This is a genomic window from Populibacterium corticicola (assembly GCF_042683685.1).
Taxonomy (GTDB): domain Bacteria; phylum Actinomycetota; class Actinomycetes; order Actinomycetales; family Cellulomonadaceae; genus Timonella; species Timonella corticicola.
The window spans coordinates 340,974-362,162 of the sequence record NZ_JBHUOP010000003.1 but is presented as its reverse complement, the minus strand read 5'-3'; the positions used below and the strand labels follow the sequence as shown (position 1 = coordinate 362,162).

The 21,189-nt window shown below is 58.2% G+C and carries 20 protein-coding genes and 1 pseudogene; 12 read left to right on the top strand and 9 right to left on the bottom strand.

The window, feature by feature from the left end; genetic code table 11:
* Positions 1 to 41: 41 nt before the first annotated feature.
* A complete protein-coding gene (locus tag ACFSYH_RS08525; RefSeq protein ID WP_377466474.1) occupies positions 42 to 419 on the bottom strand; it encodes a winged helix-turn-helix transcriptional regulator in 378 nt (125 codons plus the stop codon).
* A gap of 136 nt (positions 420 to 555) precedes the next feature.
* On the opposite strand from ACFSYH_RS08525, the gene ACFSYH_RS08520 reads away from it, so the two are divergent.
* The 3 genes from ACFSYH_RS08520 (at position 556) to ACFSYH_RS08510 (ending at position 2,631) form a co-directional block, all read left to right on the top strand.
* Positions 556 to 1,206 (top strand): NAD(P)-dependent oxidoreductase, encoded by a 651-nt coding sequence (locus ACFSYH_RS08520; RefSeq protein WP_377466473.1) that lies wholly within the window; start codon positions 556 to 558, stop codon positions 1,204 to 1,206.
* A gap of 57 nt (positions 1,207 to 1,263) precedes the next feature.
* On the top strand, positions 1,264 to 1,713 hold the full coding sequence (locus ACFSYH_RS08515; RefSeq protein ID WP_377466472.1) for a ribonucleotide reductase stimulatory protein: 450 nt from the start codon (positions 1,264 to 1,266) through the stop codon (positions 1,711 to 1,713).
* Between the two features lie 120 nt (positions 1,714 to 1,833).
* A complete protein-coding gene (locus tag ACFSYH_RS08510; RefSeq protein WP_377466470.1) occupies positions 1,834 to 2,631 on the top strand; it encodes a YggS family pyridoxal phosphate-dependent enzyme in 798 nt (265 codons plus the stop codon).
* Positions 2,632 to 2,690: 59 nt separating this feature from the next.
* Here the strand turns inward: ACFSYH_RS08510 and ACFSYH_RS08505 are convergent, their stop codons facing one another.
* Positions 2,691 to 3,338, bottom strand: coding sequence for an SIMPL domain-containing protein (locus ACFSYH_RS08505; RefSeq protein WP_377466469.1), 648 nt, complete (start codon positions 3,336 to 3,338; stop codon positions 2,691 to 2,693).
* A 130-nt stretch (positions 3,339 to 3,468) separates the two neighbouring features.
* On the opposite strand from ACFSYH_RS08505, the gene ACFSYH_RS08500 reads away from it, so the two are divergent.
* A complete protein-coding gene (locus tag ACFSYH_RS08500) occupies positions 3,469 to 4,371 on the top strand; it encodes an LLM class flavin-dependent oxidoreductase (protein WP_377466468.1) in 903 nt (300 codons plus the stop codon).
* A 57-nt stretch (positions 4,372 to 4,428) separates the two neighbouring features.
* Complete coding sequence (locus tag ACFSYH_RS08495; RefSeq protein ID WP_377466467.1) at positions 4,429 to 6,648, top strand: LLM class flavin-dependent oxidoreductase; 2,220 nt, start codon at positions 4,429 to 4,431, stop codon at positions 6,646 to 6,648.
* Positions 6,649 to 6,686: 38 nt separating this feature from the next.
* Here ACFSYH_RS08495 and ACFSYH_RS08490 read toward each other — a convergent pair whose 3' ends face one another.
* Positions 6,687 to 7,133, bottom strand: a complete 447-nt coding sequence (locus ACFSYH_RS08490) for an SRPBCC family protein (protein ID WP_377466466.1) — start codon at positions 7,131 to 7,133, stop codon at positions 6,687 to 6,689.
* 53 nt (positions 7,134 to 7,186) lie between these two features.
* Between ACFSYH_RS08490 and ACFSYH_RS08485 the strand changes: the two genes are divergently transcribed.
* The 5 genes and pseudogenes from ACFSYH_RS08485 to ACFSYH_RS08465 all read left to right on the top strand — a co-directional run bounded on the left by ACFSYH_RS08485 (position 7,187) and on the right by ACFSYH_RS08465 (position 12,213).
* Complete coding sequence (locus ACFSYH_RS08485; RefSeq protein WP_377466464.1) at positions 7,187 to 7,762, top strand: MarR family winged helix-turn-helix transcriptional regulator; 576 nt, start codon at positions 7,187 to 7,189, stop codon at positions 7,760 to 7,762.
* 638 nt (positions 7,763 to 8,400) lie between these two features.
* Positions 8,401 to 8,919, top strand: coding sequence for a hypothetical protein (locus tag ACFSYH_RS08480; RefSeq protein ID WP_377466463.1), 519 nt, complete (start codon positions 8,401 to 8,403; stop codon positions 8,917 to 8,919).
* Positions 8,920 to 8,955: 36 nt separating this feature from the next.
* Positions 8,956 to 9,237 (top strand): annotated as a pseudogene (locus ACFSYH_RS08475) (ATP-binding protein); the annotation flags it as partial.
* A gap of 569 nt (positions 9,238 to 9,806) precedes the next feature.
* Positions 9,807 to 11,021, top strand: coding sequence for an amidohydrolase (locus ACFSYH_RS08470; RefSeq protein WP_377466462.1), 1,215 nt, complete (start codon positions 9,807 to 9,809; stop codon positions 11,019 to 11,021).
* A 178-nt stretch (positions 11,022 to 11,199) separates the two neighbouring features.
* Complete coding sequence (locus ACFSYH_RS08465; RefSeq protein WP_377466461.1) at positions 11,200 to 12,213, top strand: ElyC/SanA/YdcF family protein; 1,014 nt, start codon at positions 11,200 to 11,202, stop codon at positions 12,211 to 12,213.
* 1 nt (position 12,214) lies between these two features.
* Here ACFSYH_RS08465 and ACFSYH_RS08460 read toward each other — a convergent pair whose 3' ends face one another.
* Complete coding sequence (locus ACFSYH_RS08460; RefSeq protein WP_377466460.1) at positions 12,215 to 12,904, bottom strand: uracil-DNA glycosylase; 690 nt, start codon at positions 12,902 to 12,904, stop codon at positions 12,215 to 12,217.
* A 39-nt stretch (positions 12,905 to 12,943) separates the two neighbouring features.
* Entirely contained in the window at positions 12,944 to 13,171 is a 228-nt protein-coding gene (locus ACFSYH_RS08455) for a KTSC domain-containing protein (protein WP_377466459.1), read from the bottom strand.
* 367 nt (positions 13,172 to 13,538) lie between these two features.
* On the opposite strand from ACFSYH_RS08455, the gene ACFSYH_RS08450 reads away from it, so the two are divergent.
* Positions 13,539 to 14,510, top strand: a complete 972-nt coding sequence (locus ACFSYH_RS08450; RefSeq protein ID WP_377466458.1) for a VOC family protein — start codon at positions 13,539 to 13,541, stop codon at positions 14,508 to 14,510.
* Positions 14,511 to 14,547: 37 nt separating this feature from the next.
* On the opposite strand, the gene ACFSYH_RS08445 is transcribed toward ACFSYH_RS08450, so the two are convergent.
* The 3 genes from ACFSYH_RS08445 to ACFSYH_RS08435 are packed head-to-tail and all read right to left on the bottom strand — an operon-like array spanning position 14,548 to position 18,832.
* Positions 14,548 to 15,231 (bottom strand): TetR/AcrR family transcriptional regulator, encoded by a 684-nt coding sequence (locus ACFSYH_RS08445; protein ID WP_377466457.1) that lies wholly within the window; start codon positions 15,229 to 15,231, stop codon positions 14,548 to 14,550.
* Between the two features lie 17 nt (positions 15,232 to 15,248).
* Positions 15,249 to 17,009 (bottom strand): ABC transporter ATP-binding protein, encoded by a 1,761-nt coding sequence (locus tag ACFSYH_RS08440; protein WP_377466456.1) that lies wholly within the window; start codon positions 17,007 to 17,009, stop codon positions 15,249 to 15,251.
* Positions 17,006 to 18,832, bottom strand: a complete 1,827-nt coding sequence (locus ACFSYH_RS08435) for an ABC transporter ATP-binding protein (RefSeq protein WP_377466455.1) — start codon at positions 18,830 to 18,832, stop codon at positions 17,006 to 17,008. Before ACFSYH_RS08435 ends, ACFSYH_RS08440 begins: the two co-directional genes overlap by 4 nt.
* 241 nt (positions 18,833 to 19,073) lie before the next feature.
* Between ACFSYH_RS08435 and ACFSYH_RS08430 the strand changes: the two genes are divergently transcribed.
* Positions 19,074 to 19,517 carry a YybH family protein gene (locus ACFSYH_RS08430; RefSeq protein ID WP_377466453.1) on the top strand — a complete coding sequence of 148 codons (444 nt, stop codon included), beginning with the start codon at positions 19,074 to 19,076 and terminating at the stop codon, positions 19,515 to 19,517.
* Positions 19,518 to 19,551: 34 nt separating this feature from the next.
* On the opposite strand, the gene ACFSYH_RS08425 is transcribed toward ACFSYH_RS08430, so the two are convergent.
* Positions 19,552 to 21,189 (bottom strand): MFS transporter, encoded by a 1,638-nt coding sequence (locus ACFSYH_RS08425; protein WP_377466451.1) that lies wholly within the window; start codon positions 21,187 to 21,189, stop codon positions 19,552 to 19,554.

The window sequence follows — 21,189 nt, the reverse complement described above, 5'->3', positions numbered from 1 at the left end:
GCGACGATCTACTCCGTCCCAGCGTCACCCCACTTCCTGCGTTACTGCTCTTGCTCTGGAGCCTGATCAGCACGAAGGCGGGCTGCGAGTACCTGTTCCATGTGCGTGGTTGCCCAGAGTTCGAGTTCTTTCAATGGTTCGCGTAGCGAAACGCCCAGATCGGTGAGAGCGTATTCGACCTTTGGCGGGATCTGCGCATATATGGTGCGGGTGACCAGTCCATCGCGTTCAAGTGCGCGCAGTGTCTGCGTCAGCATTTTCTGCGAAATACCCTCAACGGCCCGGGCGATCTCATTGAAACGACGTGGCCCATCGTTCAGGGTGCCGATGATGAGCACGGTCCAACGGTCCCCGATGCGATTCAACAGTTCACGTGTGGGGCAGTTGCGTGCGTAGGGGTTCCAATCCAGTGAGGTCATAGCCGTCTCCTTGGCTCTATGGGTAAGTTAGTTACTAGAAAGTGCCTACTTCCGAAAAGTCACTGACTTTACTATCGTAAGTCTTCAGGGAGAGACACGAAAGAGCCCTACACAATTCACAGTTCAGGAGAGAATCATGGCACGCATCGTGGTGCTTGGTGGCACAGGCTACGCGGGTGGCAACATCGTCGCAGTGGCAGCAGCAAGGGGACATCAGGTACTGTCCTACAGCCGTAACCTACCGCAAACGTCAGTTGCTGGAGTCGACTACCGCACCGGCGACATAACCGATGACGCTCTGATTACGGCTGCGGTCGAGGGAGCAGATGTGGTCGTCTCCGCGCTGTCACCTCGAGGTGCCCTGGAAGGCGTGGGAGTTCTGCGCGCAGTCGAGACCAAGATTGCAGATACCGCGAAAGAAGCCGGTGTCAGGTTTGGCGTCATTGGGGGCGCAGGATCCCTCTTGGTGGCCGAGGGCGGTCCAGCCCTTGCTGAGACTGACAGTTTCCCTGCTGACTACAAGGCCGAGGCTGATGAGATGGCTTCCGTGTTGGAGGATCTTCGTGCAAGTGACGCGGCACTCGACTGGTTCTTTGTCAGCCCTGCCGCGAGTTTTGGTGCATGGGTTCCTGGCGAAGCAACGGGAACCTATCGGATCGGTGGGGATGTCCTGCTCGTAGACGCAGACGGAAACTCGAATATCTCCGGCGCTGACCTCGCGGATGCAGTGGTGACAGAGATTGAGCAACCTCGTCACGTTCGTGCGCGTTTCACCGTTGCCTACTGACCCAACGAGTCCAACATGGCATAGGCTGGAGGGACAACGTCCGTACGGGAAAAGGTCATGCGTCAAACTCCGATCTACTTCTATTCGTCAAAGTCTGGAATGGCACGACAGTTCGCTCTCGCACTGAAACGCCCCGTCTTTGATCTGACTGATCGTGCCGTGCGCACATCGGTACCGGATGGCCCTTGGGTGTTACTGACACCGTCGTACAAGACTGGGAATGCTGACAACGACACCGTCCCGGAGCCGGTTAAACGATTCTTGAGAGATCCAGCCGTGCGCCGCAAGATGGTCGGGATCATGGGATCTGGAAACCGAAACTTCGGTGCGCATTACCAGGCTGCCGCACGTCAGATCGCGAACATATCCGGTCGACCGATGCTGTTTGAGTTCGAACTTCAAGGAACTCAGTGGGATGTTGAGGATGCTCGCGCGATCCTTGAAGAACTCGACCGACAACTCGCTCACGCACACGGTGAGGAACCAGCGAAGCAGTCCATCGCCTGATCGTGCCAGGTACAGCATGCAGTAGTCAGCGTGTGAACGTGCCCGCTGCATCGTATAGTGCGGCAGTACCCTTGAGAAAGCGTCTCCACGACTAAGGAGCATTACCCAAGGACTAGGTCAGTGTCTAACGAGTTATTTCCCACCCGCACCACTTCATCAAACAGTGATGATGCCGGTGGGCGCGTCTATCGTCGGCAATATGAGCCTGCGATAACCGTTGCGGACTTCACGCTCAATCGGCAGGTGGTGCAGCAAAACATTGCACGCGCGGCGCAGCGCGCAGGCCGCAACTCAGAGGGTGTGCGCCTGCTCGCAGTGTCGAAGACCGTCTCACATGATCGGGTGCGCAATGCGCACGTGGCCGGACTAAACCAGTTCGCGGAGAACAAGGTGCAGGAGGCACACGCCAAGGCGCATGATCTGGCTGATCTTGACGCACGCTGGGTCATGATCGGCCACCTGCAAACCAACAAAGCCAAGCAGGTGGCCGAGTTCGCGCATGAGTTCCAGGGCCTCGACTCGGCTCGGATAGCGGCTGCGCTTGACCGGAGACTTCAGCAACTTGGCAGGTCGCTCGATGTGTTGGTTCAGGTCAACGTGTCTGGTGAGGCCACTAAGTCCGGTGTGGAGCCCAGCGAGGTTGAAGTGCTGCTGGGCGAGCTCAAACACTGTGACGCCCTGCGGGTGCGTGGGTTCATGACGATCGCCAGCCACACCACCGATGAGCAGCAGGTCCGCAACTGCTTCCGGGACCTGCGTGACATTCGGGATCAGGCGCAGCAGACCGTCGAACATCCAGAGCTATTCACCGAACTGTCGATGGGTATGTCCGGGGACTATGAGATCGCTATCGAAGAGGGCTCGACCGTGGTCCGCGTGGGCAGTGCCCTGTTCGGGTCGCGTTACTACCCCGCCTAGCAGGCAGTGCGGGCGAGGTGCGACTGTCTACTTGGGCCGTCCCATAGCCAGCGTTCCCGCTACTTCGCTGCGAACCGCACGTTCACCGAAGCGCCGACCACGACATCTTCAGGTCGAGCCTCGAATGCCGCATCGCTGTGAATGGGTGCGGCACTGCGCATGAGCATCTTGCCCTCGAATCCCGCACCCGAATCGGACATGAGTCCAATGTCCGCGATTTCCTCGTAGGCGATGGATTCGATTCCGGCAGCCCCCGCGTAGGTGAGGGCCTTGTCGTATGCGTTCTTGACTGCCTTGACGCGTACGGCATCGGTGGCTTCCTGCAGTTCCGGCTCGGACAACTCCCACGCCACGTCCTGTAGTTGCACATGCTCGGTTCCAGCAACCGCCTCGAGCAGGCTCGCGAGGGCCGTGAAATCGGTGAAGGTTATTCGATAGGCAACATGCGCCGTGTAGAGCGGTGCACCGGGGGTGCCGTCGTTGGTCCAGGGCCGGTGGGAGGATAGCGTGAGTGGGTTGCGGGTCCAGTTCTCGACCGCTCCGGCAGTTTCGTGCTGTGCGATTGCCGACGATACGGCGTGGCTGGTCTGTTCGGCCCACTGTGTGGCGGTGCGTGCGTTGGGTGCTTCCGCGGTGACCACTATGGGTAGGGTGGCACGGCTGGGTGCGTGACGGGATTCGGCTGATCCGGTGACGGTGATCTTCATGTCTCTCAGCGTAGCCATGTTTGGGAGCGAGGGCTCATCCACACGGGGATATCCCCCTGTGGATTGCGTGGAATACAACACCTCCCCCAGTAGTTTTCGTGAGGGAAACCAGCGTCAGAAAGAAGAGCACATGACCGACTACGGCCAGGAACTTCAGTTCGGAACGTTCATCACGCCCACCAACGCCGACCCGATGCACGGTGTCGACCTTGCCGTCCGTAGCGAGCAGGCAGGTCTTGACCTGGTGACGTTCCAAGACCACCCCTACCAACCATCGTTCCTCGACACATGGACGCTGCTCAGTTTTGTGGCTGCACGTACGGAAAAGATCAAGTTGTCGGGCAACGTCCTCAACCTGCCGTTGCGCCCACCGGCGGTTCTGGCCCGGGCGACCGCTTCACTCGATCTGTTGAGTGATGGACGCTTCGAATTGGGCTTGGGCGCTGGAGCGTTCTGGGACCCCATGGTTGCGATGGGCGTTGACCGGCTCACGGCGGGACAGAGCGTTGAGGCCCTCGACGAGGCAATCGACCTCATCCGGGAACTGTGGGACACCGATAAGCGCGAACGCCTGACCTTCACCGGTGAGTACTACCAGCTCGATGGTGCAAAACGCGGTCCCGCGCCGGCACACAGGGTGGAGTTCTGGCTAGGTGCGCTCAAACCCCGCATGCTCAGACTCATCGGACGCAAGGCAGACGGCTGGCTGCCCTCGCTCATGTACCTGGCCTCCCACGAGGACCTTGCGGGCATGAACCAGATCATCGATCAAGCGGCACACGATGCTGGCCGCGAGCCACACGAGATTCGCCGCATGCTCAATGTCGCGGGGAAGCTCCTGCCCACGGACACCTCGGAGTTCCTAGCGGGAAGCCCGGAAAAGTGGGCGCAGGATCTAGCCTTCCTGACCCGCACGTACGGCACCTCAACCTTTATCCTCGCCTCCGATTCAGGCGACTTCATCGACCTGTTCGGACAGGAAATCGCGCCGCGCGTACGCGAGATCGTGGGAAACGACCGCGCCAGCAATTAAGCCCTCCCATAACCCCGTTCCACGAGCGCCATCACACGAAAAGCACACGAGAAAAACATGGACTACGGCCACCCCCTCACCTTCGGCGCTCACCTGAGCGACCCCACCCGTCAAGCGATAGAAACAACTGCGCTCGCAGAAAGACTCGGGCTGAACTATCTCTCCATTGGTAGCGGCTCCATTGACGGCAGTGAAATCGGCGAGGACGCACACCTCGAACACTGGACGCTGGCCAGCCAACTAGCGGCCCGCACAGGTTCGATCATGCTGCGCACTGCGCCACAATCGGGAGTGAACCCCGTGGTCATCGCCCGTTCAGCAGCAAGCCTAGACCTCCTGTCCGGTGCCCGCACTGAACTCACACTCCCCCAGTTTGGCGGAACACAACTGGAGGAACTCGCTACCGTCCTGAGCGCCATCTGGGACAGTGGCACCGAAAACCCACTCACATTCCACGGCAGGCACTACAGCATCCCCGCAGCGCAACGCGGTCCCGCGCCGGCACACCGGATTCCCCTATGGGTCACCGGGATTTCCGACGACTCCCTACGAGCCGCCGGGCAACTCGCTGACGGGTGGGTGGTCCAGTACGCCGACCTCACCGCAACCAACGCAGAGTTTGCGTCTACGGTGAACGCGCTCAACGACCTCGCCCGCGAGGTCGACACCCACGCCATCGCAACGGGACGTGACCCGAGGGAAATCCGCCGCCAGATCGTCGTCAAGCAGGAAGACCTTCCCGGACTTAACACACAGGACCTCGATGCTGCGCAGGCATCCGTCCTGGCGCTCGCGGATGCCGGATTCGCGGAGATGCTGTTTGAAACCACCGACTCGGATCTTCTGACCTGGATCGCAACAGACTTGGCTCCAGCAGTCGCGGACGACCTCGCGCAGGTGCGGGCGGAAGCCGGAACCAGAGTCGGGGTCATGCGCAATGCGGGCGTGCGCGCACGGCGCGTGGGAACCATCGACTATGACTCCATGCCGGCTCGGCTCCAACAGATTGCGATCGAGCCGGGCGACCCTCACCATGCCCACCACCGCAACACGTACCTGCGCGGCGGAAACCCGGGCGTTGTTCTGCTGGCCCGAGACATCCAGGACGTACGTGACGCCGTGACCTGGGCCGCCAGCCAAAACGTGCCGTTCGCGGTGCGCTCGGGAGGGCACGGATTCTCTGGCCGGTCCACCAACAACGCCGGAATCGTGCTGTCGCTGCGCGGACTACGAGACGTGACCGTGCTGGACCCAGAAGCGGGCCTCGTGCGCGTGGGACCCGGCGCTCAGTGGGCCGAGGTGGCGCGTGCACTCGAACCGTACGGACTGGCGATCAGTTCGGGAGACTCCGGTACGGTGGGCGTCGGAGGACTGGCAACCGTTGGTGGAATCGGGTTCTTTGCCAAAGAACACGGACTGACCATCGACTACATCGAAGCGCTCGACATAGTGACCGCCTCCGGCGACGTCGTGAGGGCCAGCCGCACCGAGAACCCCGAACTGTTCTGGGGCATGCGCGGTGCTGGACCGAACTTTGGCGTGGTGACGTCCTTTGAGTTCCGGGTCCAAAAGACCGGGCTCATAGCGCACGTACAACTCGCCATCCGCACCGACGACCTCACATCATTCCTGTACGAGTACGGCCAGGTTGTCGAGGCGACACCCAACGACACCACACTGTTCCTACTCACCGGTGCCGCACGACGGGGCCAACCCAGCGTTGTGCAACTCTACGGCGTAGTGAACAGCGCGGACCGAGACACGATCCTGGCGCGACTCCAACCGTTCGCCGACCTCGGACAACTCGTGAACCAGCAGGTGTACCTGACCACCTATGCCAGCGCTATCGGTGAGCCGGCAACCGGAGCGCAACACGGACACGGCGAACCACTCAGCCGAGCCGGTGCACTCCCCCACATCACGCGCGAAGCAGCCCACGATCTGGCTGGACTCATCCACGGCGGACTGACCGGATTCTTCCAGATCCGAACTACAGGAGGAGCCGCAGGCGCAGTGCCCGAGGACGCAACCGCATACTCCGGGCGAGGCAACACCTTCCACGTGGTTGCGCTCGGCAACAACCGGGCACGACTTGAAGCCGCGTGGTCTGGGCTGTCCCGACACTTCACCGGGTATTACCTGAACCTCGACACGGACACCAACCCCGAACGCATCCAAGGCGTGTTCAGCGCGGAGAAGTGGGAGCGGCTCGTTGCGCTCAAACGCGAATGGGACCCAGGAAACCTGTTCAACGACAACTTCAACATCGCGCCCTAGGTGATCACTGGATTGATGGAATATCCATATGCAAAGCCTTACTGGTGTGAGCGTCGTTCAACGAGGATAGCAGCTCGCAGAACGTCCTTGCGTTCAGTGCGGTTCATGAGCCAGCCAACAAGTGGTTCAAGCAGCCTTTCCACACCTTGCAGGGTTATCTGGCGTTCAGTTTTGAATAGACACTTGCCATCAGGGAGTTCTTCCAGCGTGCGGATGCCGTGTGCCTTCGTGCCGTCAACTGCCCGCCACGAGAACCCCGTGAGTGGCCGAACATCGCTGACTTCGATGTGAGTGGTGATGCTCCTGCCAAGGACCCGTAGTTCCTCGATCGCCTGTGCCCCATCAAACACTGGACCCGAGGGGCTTTGTTCCATCTTGAGTACGTTTTCCCGCCATAGCGGATCGTTCGCATAGTCAGCCAGTATCGTCCATGCAACGTCAGGGGAAGCATTGATGATTGCCTGTGCTGTGGTCTTGATTGTCATCCATGCACCTATCTAGTTTCCAAAGAAATAGTTTCCGTGGTAACTATATACACATGGTTTTCGATGCAACAAGGGATGCAGAACACAAAGCTCCTCGCCGAGGCACCTCCACCAACACGACGGATGATTCCCCAGATTTCGCCGATCGAGCGGTGACACAGTGGGCCGCGCAACGCCCGGACCTCGACTTCTCAGCGATGGGAACCCTGGCACGATTCGCACGACTTGGTCTCTACGGAGGGCAACTTGTCGACCAAACTTTCGGCGAGGTCGGATTGGACCGAGGCGACTTCGACGTGCTTGCGAGCCTACGCAGAAACGGTGCCAACCACCGCATGATGCCCTCTGAACTCGCGGACATCCTCCTCACCACGCGCGGTGGCATGACAAAACGCATCGACAGGCTCATAACGCGTGGACTTGTCATCCGCGCGCCCCATGAGACCGACCGACGTAGTTCGTACATCTCCCTCTCAGAGGAGGGGCTACGCTGCATAGACACACTCGTGGAACAACACGTCACCCGCGAAGCGGAACTCCTTGGGGTACTGACCCCAGAAGAACGAGTCGCCTTTGACGGCATCTTGCGCAAACTGCTCCGCACCTATGAGAACCACGACGAAAGGTAAGTCGGTAATCGACTCTTCGTGGACACAACATCACAAGCGACACGGTGGCACTGCGAGTTGAGTGAGAGGCTGGAGAACATGGCTTCTCCAACACCTGTAGCAGCAGGCTCCCTTAATTGCTAAACAGCGGTGGGGAACAGTAGATGAGATCCCTCCATCGAAGTATTTGCACTCTATATCCATACGCCCGCGCCGAAAACGCGATATGGTTACAACCCACGGCACCTGCTCCTTGGCCGCACGTTGACCTTAAACAAGTGGCACTCACGTTCTGGATGAATCATGTTCAAAAAAATCGATCTGCGCGCAGCAACTTTATTCCTCGCTATGGCTCTTTTCATCGCTTCAGCCGTCATTACGTGGAGCAACGACCGGATTATGGCATTGTCTTTTGCTCTCTTAGGGGTTGTCTTCGCACTACAGACACTTACCTCGACTGAGCCACGTGATCGCACGAAGATCATCACAACTTTGTCTGCGATCAGAATAGTCTTAACGATTGTCGCTGGGGCGCTCTTGCTAATTAGCCTTTTTCAATAAGCTAAGTATTCCTCATTGACTTTTCTCACTATGTGTGAAAGTGTTTATCGAGGTCATCGATGACCTGCAGTTACACATTTTCAAGTGATTGGAAGAGCATGATTAGTAGAGCGCGAAAAACCATCACCATCGCACTCGTGACAATCCTTACACTGTCATTCACCGTCCAAAGCGCTACGGCATCCACACAGATCGAAGATGACACAAGTGGCACATTTGTGGTTACTGACATCACAGGCATTGACAGAGAAGTCAACCTTGAAGAGTTTGAAGAAATACTTCAAAAGTTTGAAGAAACAATCGCAGCAGACGCCCTTGGCCTCGATGGTTTTTCAGGAGTAAGGCCTATGGCCCATGCCCAGACTGAAGGTACAACTTTCCGAAGTGTCAAACTCTACTTTAACAAGAGCGAGACATCACGAATTGCTGCTGGAGCAGGCCTATGCCTCACTATTGTTTCCAGCATTCCAATGGCAGCCGTATTGAAGCCTGCGTGCTTTGGTCTGACTGTTTATGCAACAAGCGCAGTTGTTGCAAACACTTGCATAGGAATCGCAAAATCCCAAGTCCCACTCACCCCGTATCCGATCTACCACAAGGGACAGTGGTGTAAGTAAGTAGTCAAAGGTGGAGCCTCGGAGTCGAGGCTCCACCTTTTTGTGGAACGTGTTGAGTTCATCAGCGTAGGAAATTTTTTCGATCAGGCACCATACGACTACATGCTTGGTGATTGTACGCCGCGAAAGTATCGGAACACGTTCTTGGTGACCGCGATGACAGAACTCAACCTCATAGACCATATGGGTAGCGGGATTCACCGGATGGTGGATCAACAGCGCAAACGCTTCCTCCCTTTACCCGACTACGAAAAGCCGGGTTGGCGGAAGGACGCAAACCGAACCTGCACGTTTCCTCGTCAGTTGTTAAGACGTTAGGTAGTAAGGCCGACTACATTCGGACGCGCGGGCAAGACGATGCCTTCTACAGGAAGCAAGTTCAGAACTACCTTGAGAAGTTTGGGTCAGCCTCTAGGGAAGAAATCGATACGTTGCTCCTTCCTCAGTTGAGTGCTGCCCTTGATCAGTCTCAGAAGACAAGCAAGGTAGGGAATCTGCTTCCGAGCATGCGCAAGGCAGGAACGATTCGTAACGCAGGTAGTCGGACTCGATCAAAGTGGATCTTTTCTTAAAACGGGTTAAAGCACTCCGTGTATCTTTCAATCAAGAAAGAAAGATGGAAAGAAATCTATCTTTCATGATGCTCTGAACAGGATGTTTGCCTGCCCTTGGGTCCTGTAGGCGGTAGATTATTTAAGAAAGGTGAAGCCAAAGAGATCTCTTCCACCAGGGTGATGTGTTAGATACGCGATGATCTAACGGAGGCTGTTGTCTGAACCCACGATCCAAGTTGAAACGTAAGCCGAGGCTGGGAGGCAACCGGCTCGTCGGGAAGGGAACTGCCGCGAAGTCGCGCCAAACCTCTTCGAAGTATGCCAGTATGAACTATGGCCTTGAATCTGCGTGAAATTTACGTCGACCTGCACGAAAACCCTGAGCTTGCGTTCCAGGAATACCGGACTGCGGCTATCGTGGCGGACCATCTGGAGCAACTCGGCTACGAGGTGCACACCGAAATCGGTCAGACCGGAGTCGCCGGGATTCTAGCCAACGGCGACGGCCCGGTCGTGCTGCTACGCGCCGACATGGATGGGCTTCCCGTTCACGAGGAAACCGGACTCGACTACGCGAGCAAAGCCCGTGCGATAGACCGCGATGGAAACGATGTTCCCGTCATGCATGCATGTGGCCATGACGTGCACGTCACCGCCCTGTTGGGAGCAGCGGAACAACTCGCGGAGACCACCGATGAATGGTCGGGAACCGTTGTGCTCGTGTTTCAACCCGCTGAGGAGGCCGGTGGTGGGGCACAGGCGATGGTCGATGACGGTCTGTTCGAGATCGTGCCGAAGCCCGACATCGTGCTGGGCCAACATGTCGCTCCCCTGCCCGCTGGGATGGTAGCCGTGCATCCAGGGGTTGCGATGGCCGCGGCCGACTCAATCGACATCACGCTTTACGGCGTGGGCGGTCATGGGTCGCGTCCAGAAACCACGGTCGATCCGGTCCTCATGGCCGCCTCGCTCACACTGCGGCTGCAACAGATCGTGTCCCGTGAGATTGCCTTCACCGAACAGGCGGTTGTCACAGTCGGGCAGATACACGCAGGCACCAAAAACAACATCATCCCGTCCACGGCGAAACTTGGTCTCTCCATCCGCACGCTAGATGCAGACCTGCGAGAACGCGTGCTCGGCGCTATCGAACGCATCACCAACGCAGAGGCGGAGGCCTTCGGCGCACCAAAGCCACCCACGATTCACAATACTGAGTCCTTCCCGCTGACCTACAACGATCCGGAGTCAACCGAGAGGTTCACCGAAGCACTCGGTGAGGTGCTCGGAACCCAGCGGGTCATTGGGGCGGGAGTTATCTCAGGATCGGAAGACGTTGGCGTTCTCGCGACCGCTGCGCAGGTGCCTCTCGTATACTGGTTCCTCGGCGGTGGGGATCCTGCGCTGTTCGCTGGGGTAACCCATGAAAGTGGACTGTCCAGCGATATTCCGTCCAACCACTCACCTCACTTCGCACCCGTCATCGAGCCCACCCTCAGCACGGGTGTGCTCGCTCTGGTCAGTGCCGCACGTGAATGGCTCGACTAGTATCGCTTGAGATGAGCGACGATACGGCTGGTCACATGATCACGTTACGGAGTCTGCGTGGTAGGTTGCGCACCCAAGCGCGGCATGCGCGCTTGCCCGGTACAGAACCTCCGTGAGTTGAGGCTGGGAAGTAACCGGCTCGTCGGCAATATAACCAACACAAACACCAGGAACCACAATGGTCAATGTTCTTCTCTTCGGCTGGATTGGGCTGTTTGTCCTCGCGGGAGTCGGGTTCCTGCGCAACCGTACGGCGCTGCGCAATGTTGTGGTGCTGTTCGTGGGCATTGGCGTGTTTTTCCTGTGGGGTGGGCTGAGCGTTGATTCGAGCCTCTTCTTTGCCCTCTTCGTGTTCCTCGTCATTCTCCCTATCGTGTTCTCACTACCGATACTGACCCTTGCGCTGCTTGCCAACGGGTTGGTCATGTACCGGCGAGAGGCACGGACGCTCGGCAATCTGCTGTCGCTTGTTGTGGGGCTGGTCATCGTTGCGATGACCTGGACCATGAATGGAATATTCGGCTCTGGGTACGTGAATCTCTATCTTGGGTGGGGCTGGATTTCTGTCGCGATGGTGCTCGGCTACTTTGCCGTCGCCTTTGTTGTGTACCTCGTGGCCTCATGGCTGTACTCGGTCGTTCCAACCCGGATTGCGCCTGACTACGGAATCGTGCTTGGCGCCAGGCTTATCGACGGCAAGGTTCCGCCCCTGCTGCGTTCACGACTCGATCGAGCGATCGACCTGTACCGTGAATCTGAGGCTCAGGGCCGCACGCTCACCCTCATTCCAAGCGGCGGTCAGGGCGAGGATGAGGTCAAGCCCGAGGGCGTGGGCATGGCTGAATACCTGTACGCGAACAACATCCCTCGCGAACATGTCGTCGTCGAGGACAAGGCCATCAATACTCGCGGCAATCTGACCATGTCCCGTGAACTCATGTCACGCCCGGACGCCCCCACGGCTATCATCACAAACAACTATCATGTGTTCCGGGCCGCGCTGCTTGCCCGCAAGCTCGGCATGAAAACGCACGTATATGGCGCAAAGACCAAGTTCTACTATCTACCGAGTGCGATCATCCGGGAGTTTCTCGCGATCATGGTGCAGTACAAATGGCTGAACCTGCTTGTGGTGCTCGTGGTCTTGGCTGTGGGCATGGTTGGTCTGGTCGAATCCGCCCGGGCCAACTAGGTTAGATCACTCGCCAGTCAACAGGGGCCGCACCCATCTGTTGGAGCAGTTCGTTTGTGCGTGAGAAGGGTCTGGATCCAAAGAATCCACTGTTCGCAGACAGTGGTGAGGGATGTGCCGACGCAACGGAGGGCACTCGTCCGAGCATGGGCTGCAGATTGCGGGCATCGCGGCCCCAGAGGATAGCGACGAGCGGTTGATTGCGTGCCACCAGCGATGAGATGGCAAGTTCTGTGACGGATTCCCAACCCCAGCCGCGATGGGATGCAGGCTTGCCGGGCTGCACTGTCAAGACCCTGTTCAGCAGCATCACACCCTGATCGCTCCAGGAGGACAGATCACCATGCTGCGCAGGAGGGATGCCAAGGTCGGTTTCAAGTTCGCGGTAGATATTGATCAGACTCTTGGGCAGCGGACGCACCTGACGGTCCACGGCGAACGAGAGTCCGATTGGATGACCGTGCGTGGGGTAGGGATCTTGTCCCACAATCAAGACCTTGACCTGGTCGAAGGGTCGCGAAAACGCCCGCAGGATGTTGTTCCCCGCAGGTAGATATCCACGCCCGGCTGCGTTCTCGGCGCGTAGGCGGTTGCCGAGTTGCGCGATCATGTCGCCGGCAGGTTCAAGTGCGTGAGCCCAGCCTGCGTCGATCAAACCCTGTGTGGCGAGGTCATTGAGGCTGCTGGGCATGGGACTCCCTGGTAGTGATGATTGTTCACTACGAGATTACTAGGCGGGAACCTCAACTCTCTCGGTTTGCACGAACAGGCCGATGAGTTGCTTTTTCACGAACCGGCCCTTGAGTCTTGCCTCAAGGAAATCCTGGTAGACCGTGAACGGGACACGGTGGAACACAACGATGTTGCCTTCCTTGTCCTTGATGTGCAACTCTGATTTTTCCTTGTCGTATCCGGCGGCAACGATGTCACGGGATGAGACTGAGTTAAGGCGGACCATATCTCTCTCCTTTGAGAACTTCTTGGAAGAAGCGGGTGTCGCTACAACCCTGTAGTGAACGAAATAAATGTACCCACTTGGTAAGTGTTCGACAAGGCCTTGTCTCACCTGTTGTTGTACGGTGCTGCATTCCGTTTGCCTGCGGGCGCTGGCTTGGGGCTGTACCACTCGATGGGCTAAAAATGGTCCAGATACCCTAGCTTTTGTGTATATCTGGACCAAAAACAGCCCATCGAGGTGGGCCGCTGAGTACTCGACATCATAATTACTTGACGCTTCAACTATTGAATGAGATGGTTGAAGGGTCAACTAAATGATGAGTGGTGTCGTAACAGCGCATCACGCAGTGCGTCACCGAGGGATCAACATGCCAGAAAAAACCAATAGCAATACCGTTGAACAGCGAGAATATTCGGTACAGGCACCACGTACCCCTGAGAGATATGTCTTGTCCGCGCAGGATCTACTGTCCAAAGACCTTGATATGGATGCAGTCACGCTGTACGTGCGCGACATCGACAACATGGTCGATTTCTACACAAAGGTCATCCGCCTCAGTGTGCTGAACTCCGACGGACACCTGTCTGCAGCACATGACAAACGCGAGGGTGTGGTGACGTTAGGGCGTGGAACGACGCCGATCATGGTGTTGCGTCACGAACCTGATCTGCCATTTGCACAATCACGTCAGGCAGGCCTGTTCCACACGGCAATCCTGTTCGAATCGCAGGCAGCATTGGCCGCTGTCGTACTCAGCGTTGCTCAGAATGCAGGAACCCTCTACACAGGCTCTGCAGATCACCTCGTCTCCGAGGCCTTCTACCTCAACGATCCAGAGGGCAACGGCATAGAACTGTACTGGGATCGACCTCGTGACCAATGGGCGTGGAATGGATCAACGGTTGTGATGGACTCGCTGTGGCTCGACCCCAACGCATTTGTACAGAAGCACGTGACCGATAAAGCTCTGGCCACACCAGAGGAGGAGCAGGCAAAGGTCGGGCATGTGCACCTTCAGGTCGGCGACACGCGCGCTGCTCGGGAGTTCTATGTGGACACTCTAGGATTTGAAGCCACCGCAGAGATGCCGGGTGCGCTCTTTGTCTCCGCGGGTGGATACCATCACCATATGGCTATGAACACGTGGCACTCGCGTGGAGCCGGACCGCGTGCCTCTTCGCTTGGCCTAGGAGAAGTCTCCATCCTTGTGCCCAACGATGATGAGGTTCAGGCACTTCAGGATCGGCTGAAATCCAAGCGAATCGCCGCCCGCCATGACGGTGTGGCGTTACGGTTCGAGGACCCGTGGAAGAATCAGATCGCCGTCTCGGTCAACTAGAACCGCCCTTTCGCGTGCGCTCTATCCAATAGCGGAACTAGAACTCCGGCCAATGCTGTTCAAGCCCCAAGAGAATGAACTCCACCTTGGTGTCCATAATCGTGCGGCCAGCCCACGATTCCTCCGGCTGAAACAGGGCATCCTCACTGACCACGGCATCGCGCATGAGGTCAAGGCCGGTCTTGCCATTCTCATGGATCGTGCGCAGGGCCTCGACCCCGAGATGAGAGGCGAAAACCGTGTCACCAAGAAAATCGAGTGCAAACATCGACTGTCGTACGGTCTTCCCCTGGGACACGAGATTCTCGCCGTATCGTGCGACAACGCTCTCGATCCTCGTCGTAGCCGCTGGATGAGCGAAAACGGCTCGATTCAATCCGGGGTACTCCTCGCACAGTCGCCAACACTCATTCGCCCACAGCCGTAAGGAATCGCGCCAGTGTAGGTCTGGCTCCGGAGTCTTGATCGTGGAGCCAGCCCTGTCCAAGCATGCGATGGCGAGATCCTCGCGTGACGGGAAGATGCGATAGATCGCAGCCGTGACCACGCCCAGTCGTTCGGCGACAGCGGACAGGGTGAACCGGTCAATCCCCTCCGCGATGGCCGCGTCTACGGCGTCATGCGCCGTGAAGGTGGCTTTACGCCCTGGCTTGGGACCTGTGGACACGATGCGCCGGACAGAGGTATGCCGCTCACCTGGCGCATTGATCAAATCACCCACGGGGTCAGAATATCGGATTACGCGTTGGTGAGGTGCCACCCCTGTGCGCTCCGTAGCCGGTCCCAGAACTGGGCGTATGTCCCGTGAGATGCAAGAAGTTCCTCGTGGGTGCCCTGTGCCTCGACGCGACCATCGTCTGTGAGCGCGATGATCTGGTCGGCAGCCACGATGGTGTCGAGACGGTGCGCGATGATGACGACCGTCGCCTCCTGTCGAAGTCGCTCGACCGCTGCGACAATGTTTGCCTCGTTCTCCACATCAAGGGCCGAGGTGGCCTCGTCGAGCAGCACGATCGGCGACTTCTTGAGTAGGGCACGAGCTATCGCCACACGTTGACGTTCACCACCTGAAAGCGCACGCCCACCCTCACCGACCCGGGTCTCCCAACCATCTGCGAGGCGGTTGACGATCTCGGTGACCCCGGCAAGCGCTGCCGCAGTTCTGATCTCCTCACGCGTCGCATCGGGACGACCAACCGCCACATTCGCCTCGAGGGTGTCGTCAAACAGATATACGTCTTGGAAGACCATTGAGAGCTGCCCCATCAACTGTTCCGTGGTCTGCTCGGTCACTGGAGTGCCACCAACCAACACTGTCCCGGAATCAACGTCGTAGAAGCGACTGATTAGACGAGCAATCGTGGTCTTGCCCGAACCGGACGAGCCGACCAGGGCAATCATCCTTCCGGATGGCACCGTGAACGAGACATCACGAAGCACGGGGTCGGGTGCGGTTCCATAGCCGAAGGTGACGTTACGGAACTCCACGGTTCCAGGAGCAGATAGTTCGGATGGAGCAGAGGGCTCAGGAAGCGGTTCAGCGGTGAGTACCTCATCAATGGAATCCAGGAGTGGGCGACGTGACTCTGCTGCCATCGCACTTTCGGTGATGGCGGAGAGCGTTGAGGTGAAGCGTAGTGCAAGGCCCATGAAAGCCAGTGCGGGTATCGGCTGAAGCGTACCGGAGACGGCCAGCGAACCGGTGGCACTGATCAAGGCGACGATGACGCCCTGGGTCACTGCCCCGCTCAACAGCATGCCGATCGTCTCGGTCCACTGTGCCCGCACACGTGCTGACCGAGTCGACTCCAGGGCGTTGCCAAGCGGAGCGAAGCCATCGCTTTGTCCACACGAGCGCAAGGCTCCTTGGCACTGCGCATACTCCACGATCCGATTCGCCAGATTGATCTCCTCTGGTTCGTGGATGGCGCTGCCTCGACGCATGAAGTGTGTTGAGGCCAGGGTGATGAGTATGAACACTGGCGCCGAAAGGGTCAGAATGAGCCCGAGTAGTGGGTTCCAGAACCAGGCCGCAACGACGATGACCACCGCGGAGGTTATGCGAGAGATCAGGGGACCGATCATATGGGCGAAGATCTCGCCGGCCAGCATCAGTTCAGTTGAGACCATGCGCGAGAGTCGTCCGGACAGAGGGCGGGCAAACCATCCGAGCGGTTGTTTGGATACCTGGTCACCGATGAGGCGGTGGATGGAGTACAGGAAGTCCAGTGCGATCGCATAGGTTCCGGTCGATTGCAGATAGTTCAGGGCAAACGAGGTCAGGGCCAGTAGGACGAACACCCAGAGCCATCCCGTGGTGTGCAGACCCCAGACCGCGGTGCCGGACGCCAATGAACTGATACCGGGGAGAAGTGCAGCGAGGGCCAAACCCTCGATGAGGCCGCACAGTGAGGCCACCAGGAGCGCTGGACGTAGTTTTGCTGGTGTGGAGATCATGCGTCCAAGCCGGGGGACGATGTCGATCAGAGGGAGGTTCATGCGTTCGCTCCTCGGGTGAGAGTGGCTGTGGTGGCATCCCAGAGATGGGCGTAGCCGGGCTGTGTCAACAGTTCATCGTGGGTTCCCGTGGCGACCACTGCGCCGTTCTCCACGAGAACGATGTGATCGACCCCCTTGATGACCTCTGGGCGGTGCGCTATGAGCAGGACCGTCTTGCCGCGTACCAACTCCGAGAGCGCCTGCTGGATCTGATGCTGCGACTCTGGGTCGGTGAGAGCCGTTGCCTCGTCGAGGATGAGGACCGGGGCATCCATCAGAATCGCTCGTGCGATCGCTATGCGTTGGGCTTGGCCTCCCGATAGCCCGGTGTCTGCTCCGTAGATGGTGTCGAAGCCGTTTGGTAGGGCTGCTATCTCGTCGAAGATACGAGCGGCACGAGCTGCCTTGTATATTTGCTCGTCGGTCGCATCGGGCCGACCGAGGGAGATGTTGTCGCGGATGCTGATGGAAGGCAGTTGAGGATCTTGCAGGACGAATCCAACGTGCGCGTACAGGTTGCCGATCTGTCGTAGCGGGATGCCGCCCAGTGTGATCTGTCCCGAGTGGGGATCGTCGAAGCGGGCCAGGAGTGTCGCGATCGTTGACTTCCCGGAACCGGAGGGCCCGATCAGCGCCGTGATGGTCCCCTCTGCGAGGGTGAAGGAGACATCGTGGAGGGCGAACCCGACGTCTTCGGTTGTGCCGTACGAGTAGGTGATATCGGTGAACACGACATCGTGGCCCTCAGGCGTGGTCTCAGAGGCGTCCTCGTTCAATGTCGGTGTCTCAAGGAGGTCTGTGAGGCGGGTCGCGGCTGCTCCTGCCAGTTGGGACGACCAGGCCGAGTTCATCATGACTTCCAAGCCGTACGGGATAAGGAGAGCGATCAGCGATGTTGCAAGGACATCGGCTGTTGTCACGATGCCCTGCTGTACCAGTAACGTGCCGCCCCCAAGGTTGATGATGAGGATCAATGGTGCTGCCAGAAGCGATGTTCCAAGTGAACTCACGCGAATTAGAGGGCGCACCCACGCATAGTAGAAGTCTTGGAACTCCTCTGCGGATTCCTGATAGGCGCGATGTGCGCGTCCAACCTGGCCGAAGGCCTTCACGACGGTGATGCCAGTGACGAACTCGACCATGCGGGCAGAGACGATACCCAGTTTCTGATCCATCTGCACCGTTTTCTCCCCCATCCCGCGCATGCTGAGACTCATGGCACCCGCATAGAACGGCAGCGTGGCGATAGCCAGGAGGCCGAGCCGCCAGTCGATGAGGAAGGCATATCCCATGAGCGCGAGGGGCATGACCATCGCCACCGTCCCGTCGACAGGCTGGTGTGCGATCAGGTGGTGGACAGTGCCGATGTCGTCCTGTAGCGCCTTGCGCACCCGACCGGAGTTGGTGGATGTGAACCAGACCAGCGGAACGCGGGAGAACCTGTGAACCATTCGCTCTCGGATCAGGTGTCCGAGCTTGATGTCTGCCAGATGGGTTATCAGGAGTGCGGCGAAATAGAAGACCAATCGGAGGGTGAACGTGAGGATCAGGATCGTGATCCAACGATTGACCTCCTGGGCGTTGAGTGTCGTGTCAGCGGTCGCAGCAGCAAGTAGGAGGGCACCGATCTTCACGAGTGAGATGTAGGGGACGACAGCCAGGATCGCCGAACCCACGGCCAGGCCGCGCCCCAGCAAGAGAGGTGCTGCCACTGGTTTCATGAGGTCCTTCAGTGCGCGCGCATCGGCCTTTTGCTGAAGTTTTGCGGCTGCTGCGGCATCGACTTCCGGCCGTTGTGAGCGCGTTTCTGCGGCTGTTGTCATGACTCTCCTCATCCTGACGGCTTCACCCAAGACTATTAGGTTAGGCATTCCTTACTTATTTGTGAATGAAGTTCAGAATATGCCGAAGATGGGTTTCCCACAAGAGGGTGAATAGGTATGGACCCGTGGGGCTGCTGCTCGACACGGTCCCCTGCCGGGGAAATCGTCGAGTTAGAAGGTGCAGGACACGACACGGTTAGCCGTTGGCAACCAGGCATACATGACTCGATAGGGTTGAGACATGAAGAACCCCGAGGACATAATTGGCCTGTTCGCTCATGCTTGGGCGGACCGCGATGCGCAGGCACTCGCGGGCCTGTTTGCCCAGGATGCAGAGTTCGTGAACGTGGTTGGCCTGTGGTGGCACGACCGTGAGGCGATTCGAGTTGCGCATGCCTATGGGTTCGACATGATCTTTGGGGATTCGACTCTCAGCTTTGTCGAGTCTCGGTCCCGGCGGATCGGCGATTCGGCGGCAGTGGTACACGGCAAGTGGAAGATCACGGGCCAGGTGGCCGCAGATGGTTCAGTGGCAGGTGAACGGTGTGGGATCTTCACTTTTGTGTGCGAGAAGCTCCCTGCTGGTGACTGGCAGGTCGTCGCCGCGCAGAACACCGACATCATTCACAACGCCGAGTCGATTGCCGTGATTGACGGGCAATCCGTTCCGAGCGACTACCGGTAGTTCCGGATGCTCGTGCACCTGACGATCTGACCGACTATCCCTCTGTGACCTCGTGATCCGGTGCTGGGATCTCATGTGGTTTGTAGCGTGGAAGCCGTGACGCGGGAACCATGGCTATCGCGCTGACGCCCGCCAGAACGAGTAACCCTAGTTTGAGTGCCTGCAAACGTTGTTCCTCGTTGAGTTGAACCGCTTGTTTCACCTGTTCAGGAGTGGCATCTGTCTGCGACAAGAGCACTTCTTCAAGGTCAGCGTTTGACACAAAGTTCACGTCGTCCAAGTCGACCTGCGCGACCAACTCTTCCGGTAGTTCCGGATGCTCCAGGACCGCACGCCCGACGCCAACGCTGAGCAGGGCCACCAACAATGCTCCAACCACTGCCGTGCCCACCGCTGAGGCCAGGTTTTGTGTACTGCCGCGGATGGATCCCACATCGCCCGCCAGTTCTGCGGGGGCAGCCGTTACCAGAACGTTGAATACCAACGTGACAAGAGCTCCTTGTCCGATACCGAAGACAACGAGACCGAAAACGGTTGGAATGGTTTCCCAGTTATTGGTCACCACGAACGAGAGCCATGTCAATGCCGCAGTCGTGAGTGTAAACGCGGCGACCCCGATCGTTCGCGGAGAATAGCGCCTGTAGAAGCGCACCACGAGTGTGGCTGTGATGAAGACAGTCAAATTGAAAGGCATCATTGCCAAGGACGTTTCGAAGGGCGTTCGTCCCTGCACGATCTGTATATACAGAGGAACAGTGAAGTTCAACGCCGCCTCAAGTGCAACGACAATGAACATTGCGTAGACTGCCGCGCGCTCACGAGACGATCCCAAAACCGACAGATCCACAAGAGGGGCCTTACCCGCACGCATCCGACGCCGAGTCCATGAAAAGAAGGCCTGACCCAACATAATGCCGATGAGGATGAGGATAGGCGCCGGGGATACGCCCATGACGTTGAACGGAGCGCCGACGCTGGCGAGAAAGGCTCCCCATCCATTCAGATTGTTGAAGCCAAGTGTGAGCGACATGATGGCAAGGCCAATCAGGATGGATGCCACGAAATCGATGCTTACGCTTGAATCGCCGTGGTCCGAACGCAGTTTGAAACTGAAGAGGAAAACCACAATGGCGATAGCGAACACAATCATGAAAACTGGTCGCCAACCTACAAGCGTTCCGAGTGTGCCGCCAATCAAAAATGCGCTGATCCCGGAAAGCGCTCGTGCTGAACCGAGCGATCCGATCGCCGTTGCCTGTTGATCGCCGCTGTAGTTCTCCGCGATGAGAGCCACAAGCGAGGGAACAATGATCGCGGCTGCGGCACCAGCCAAGGCCTGTCCGGCAATGGCCCAGCCAACAGATTGGGAAAAGATCATCATCAGCGATGAACCCGCGAAGACCACAATGACGCAGCGGAAGATGAGGACCCAGCCGATACGCTGTCCGAGTTTTGCACCGGTCATGACGAGGGCTGCCACGACAAGACCGTAGACCACGATCGTGGAGCTGGCCACGGTTGGTGCCACACCGAAGTCGGCAACCATACCGCCAATCGATATGGGCAATGCCGCCACATTGAATGACATGAGGATCTGCGCCAAGAACAGACCGATCATAGGAACCCATGATCGTCGTTCCGCCTGCGTTGGGATCGCCGTCTCAGTGGTCAT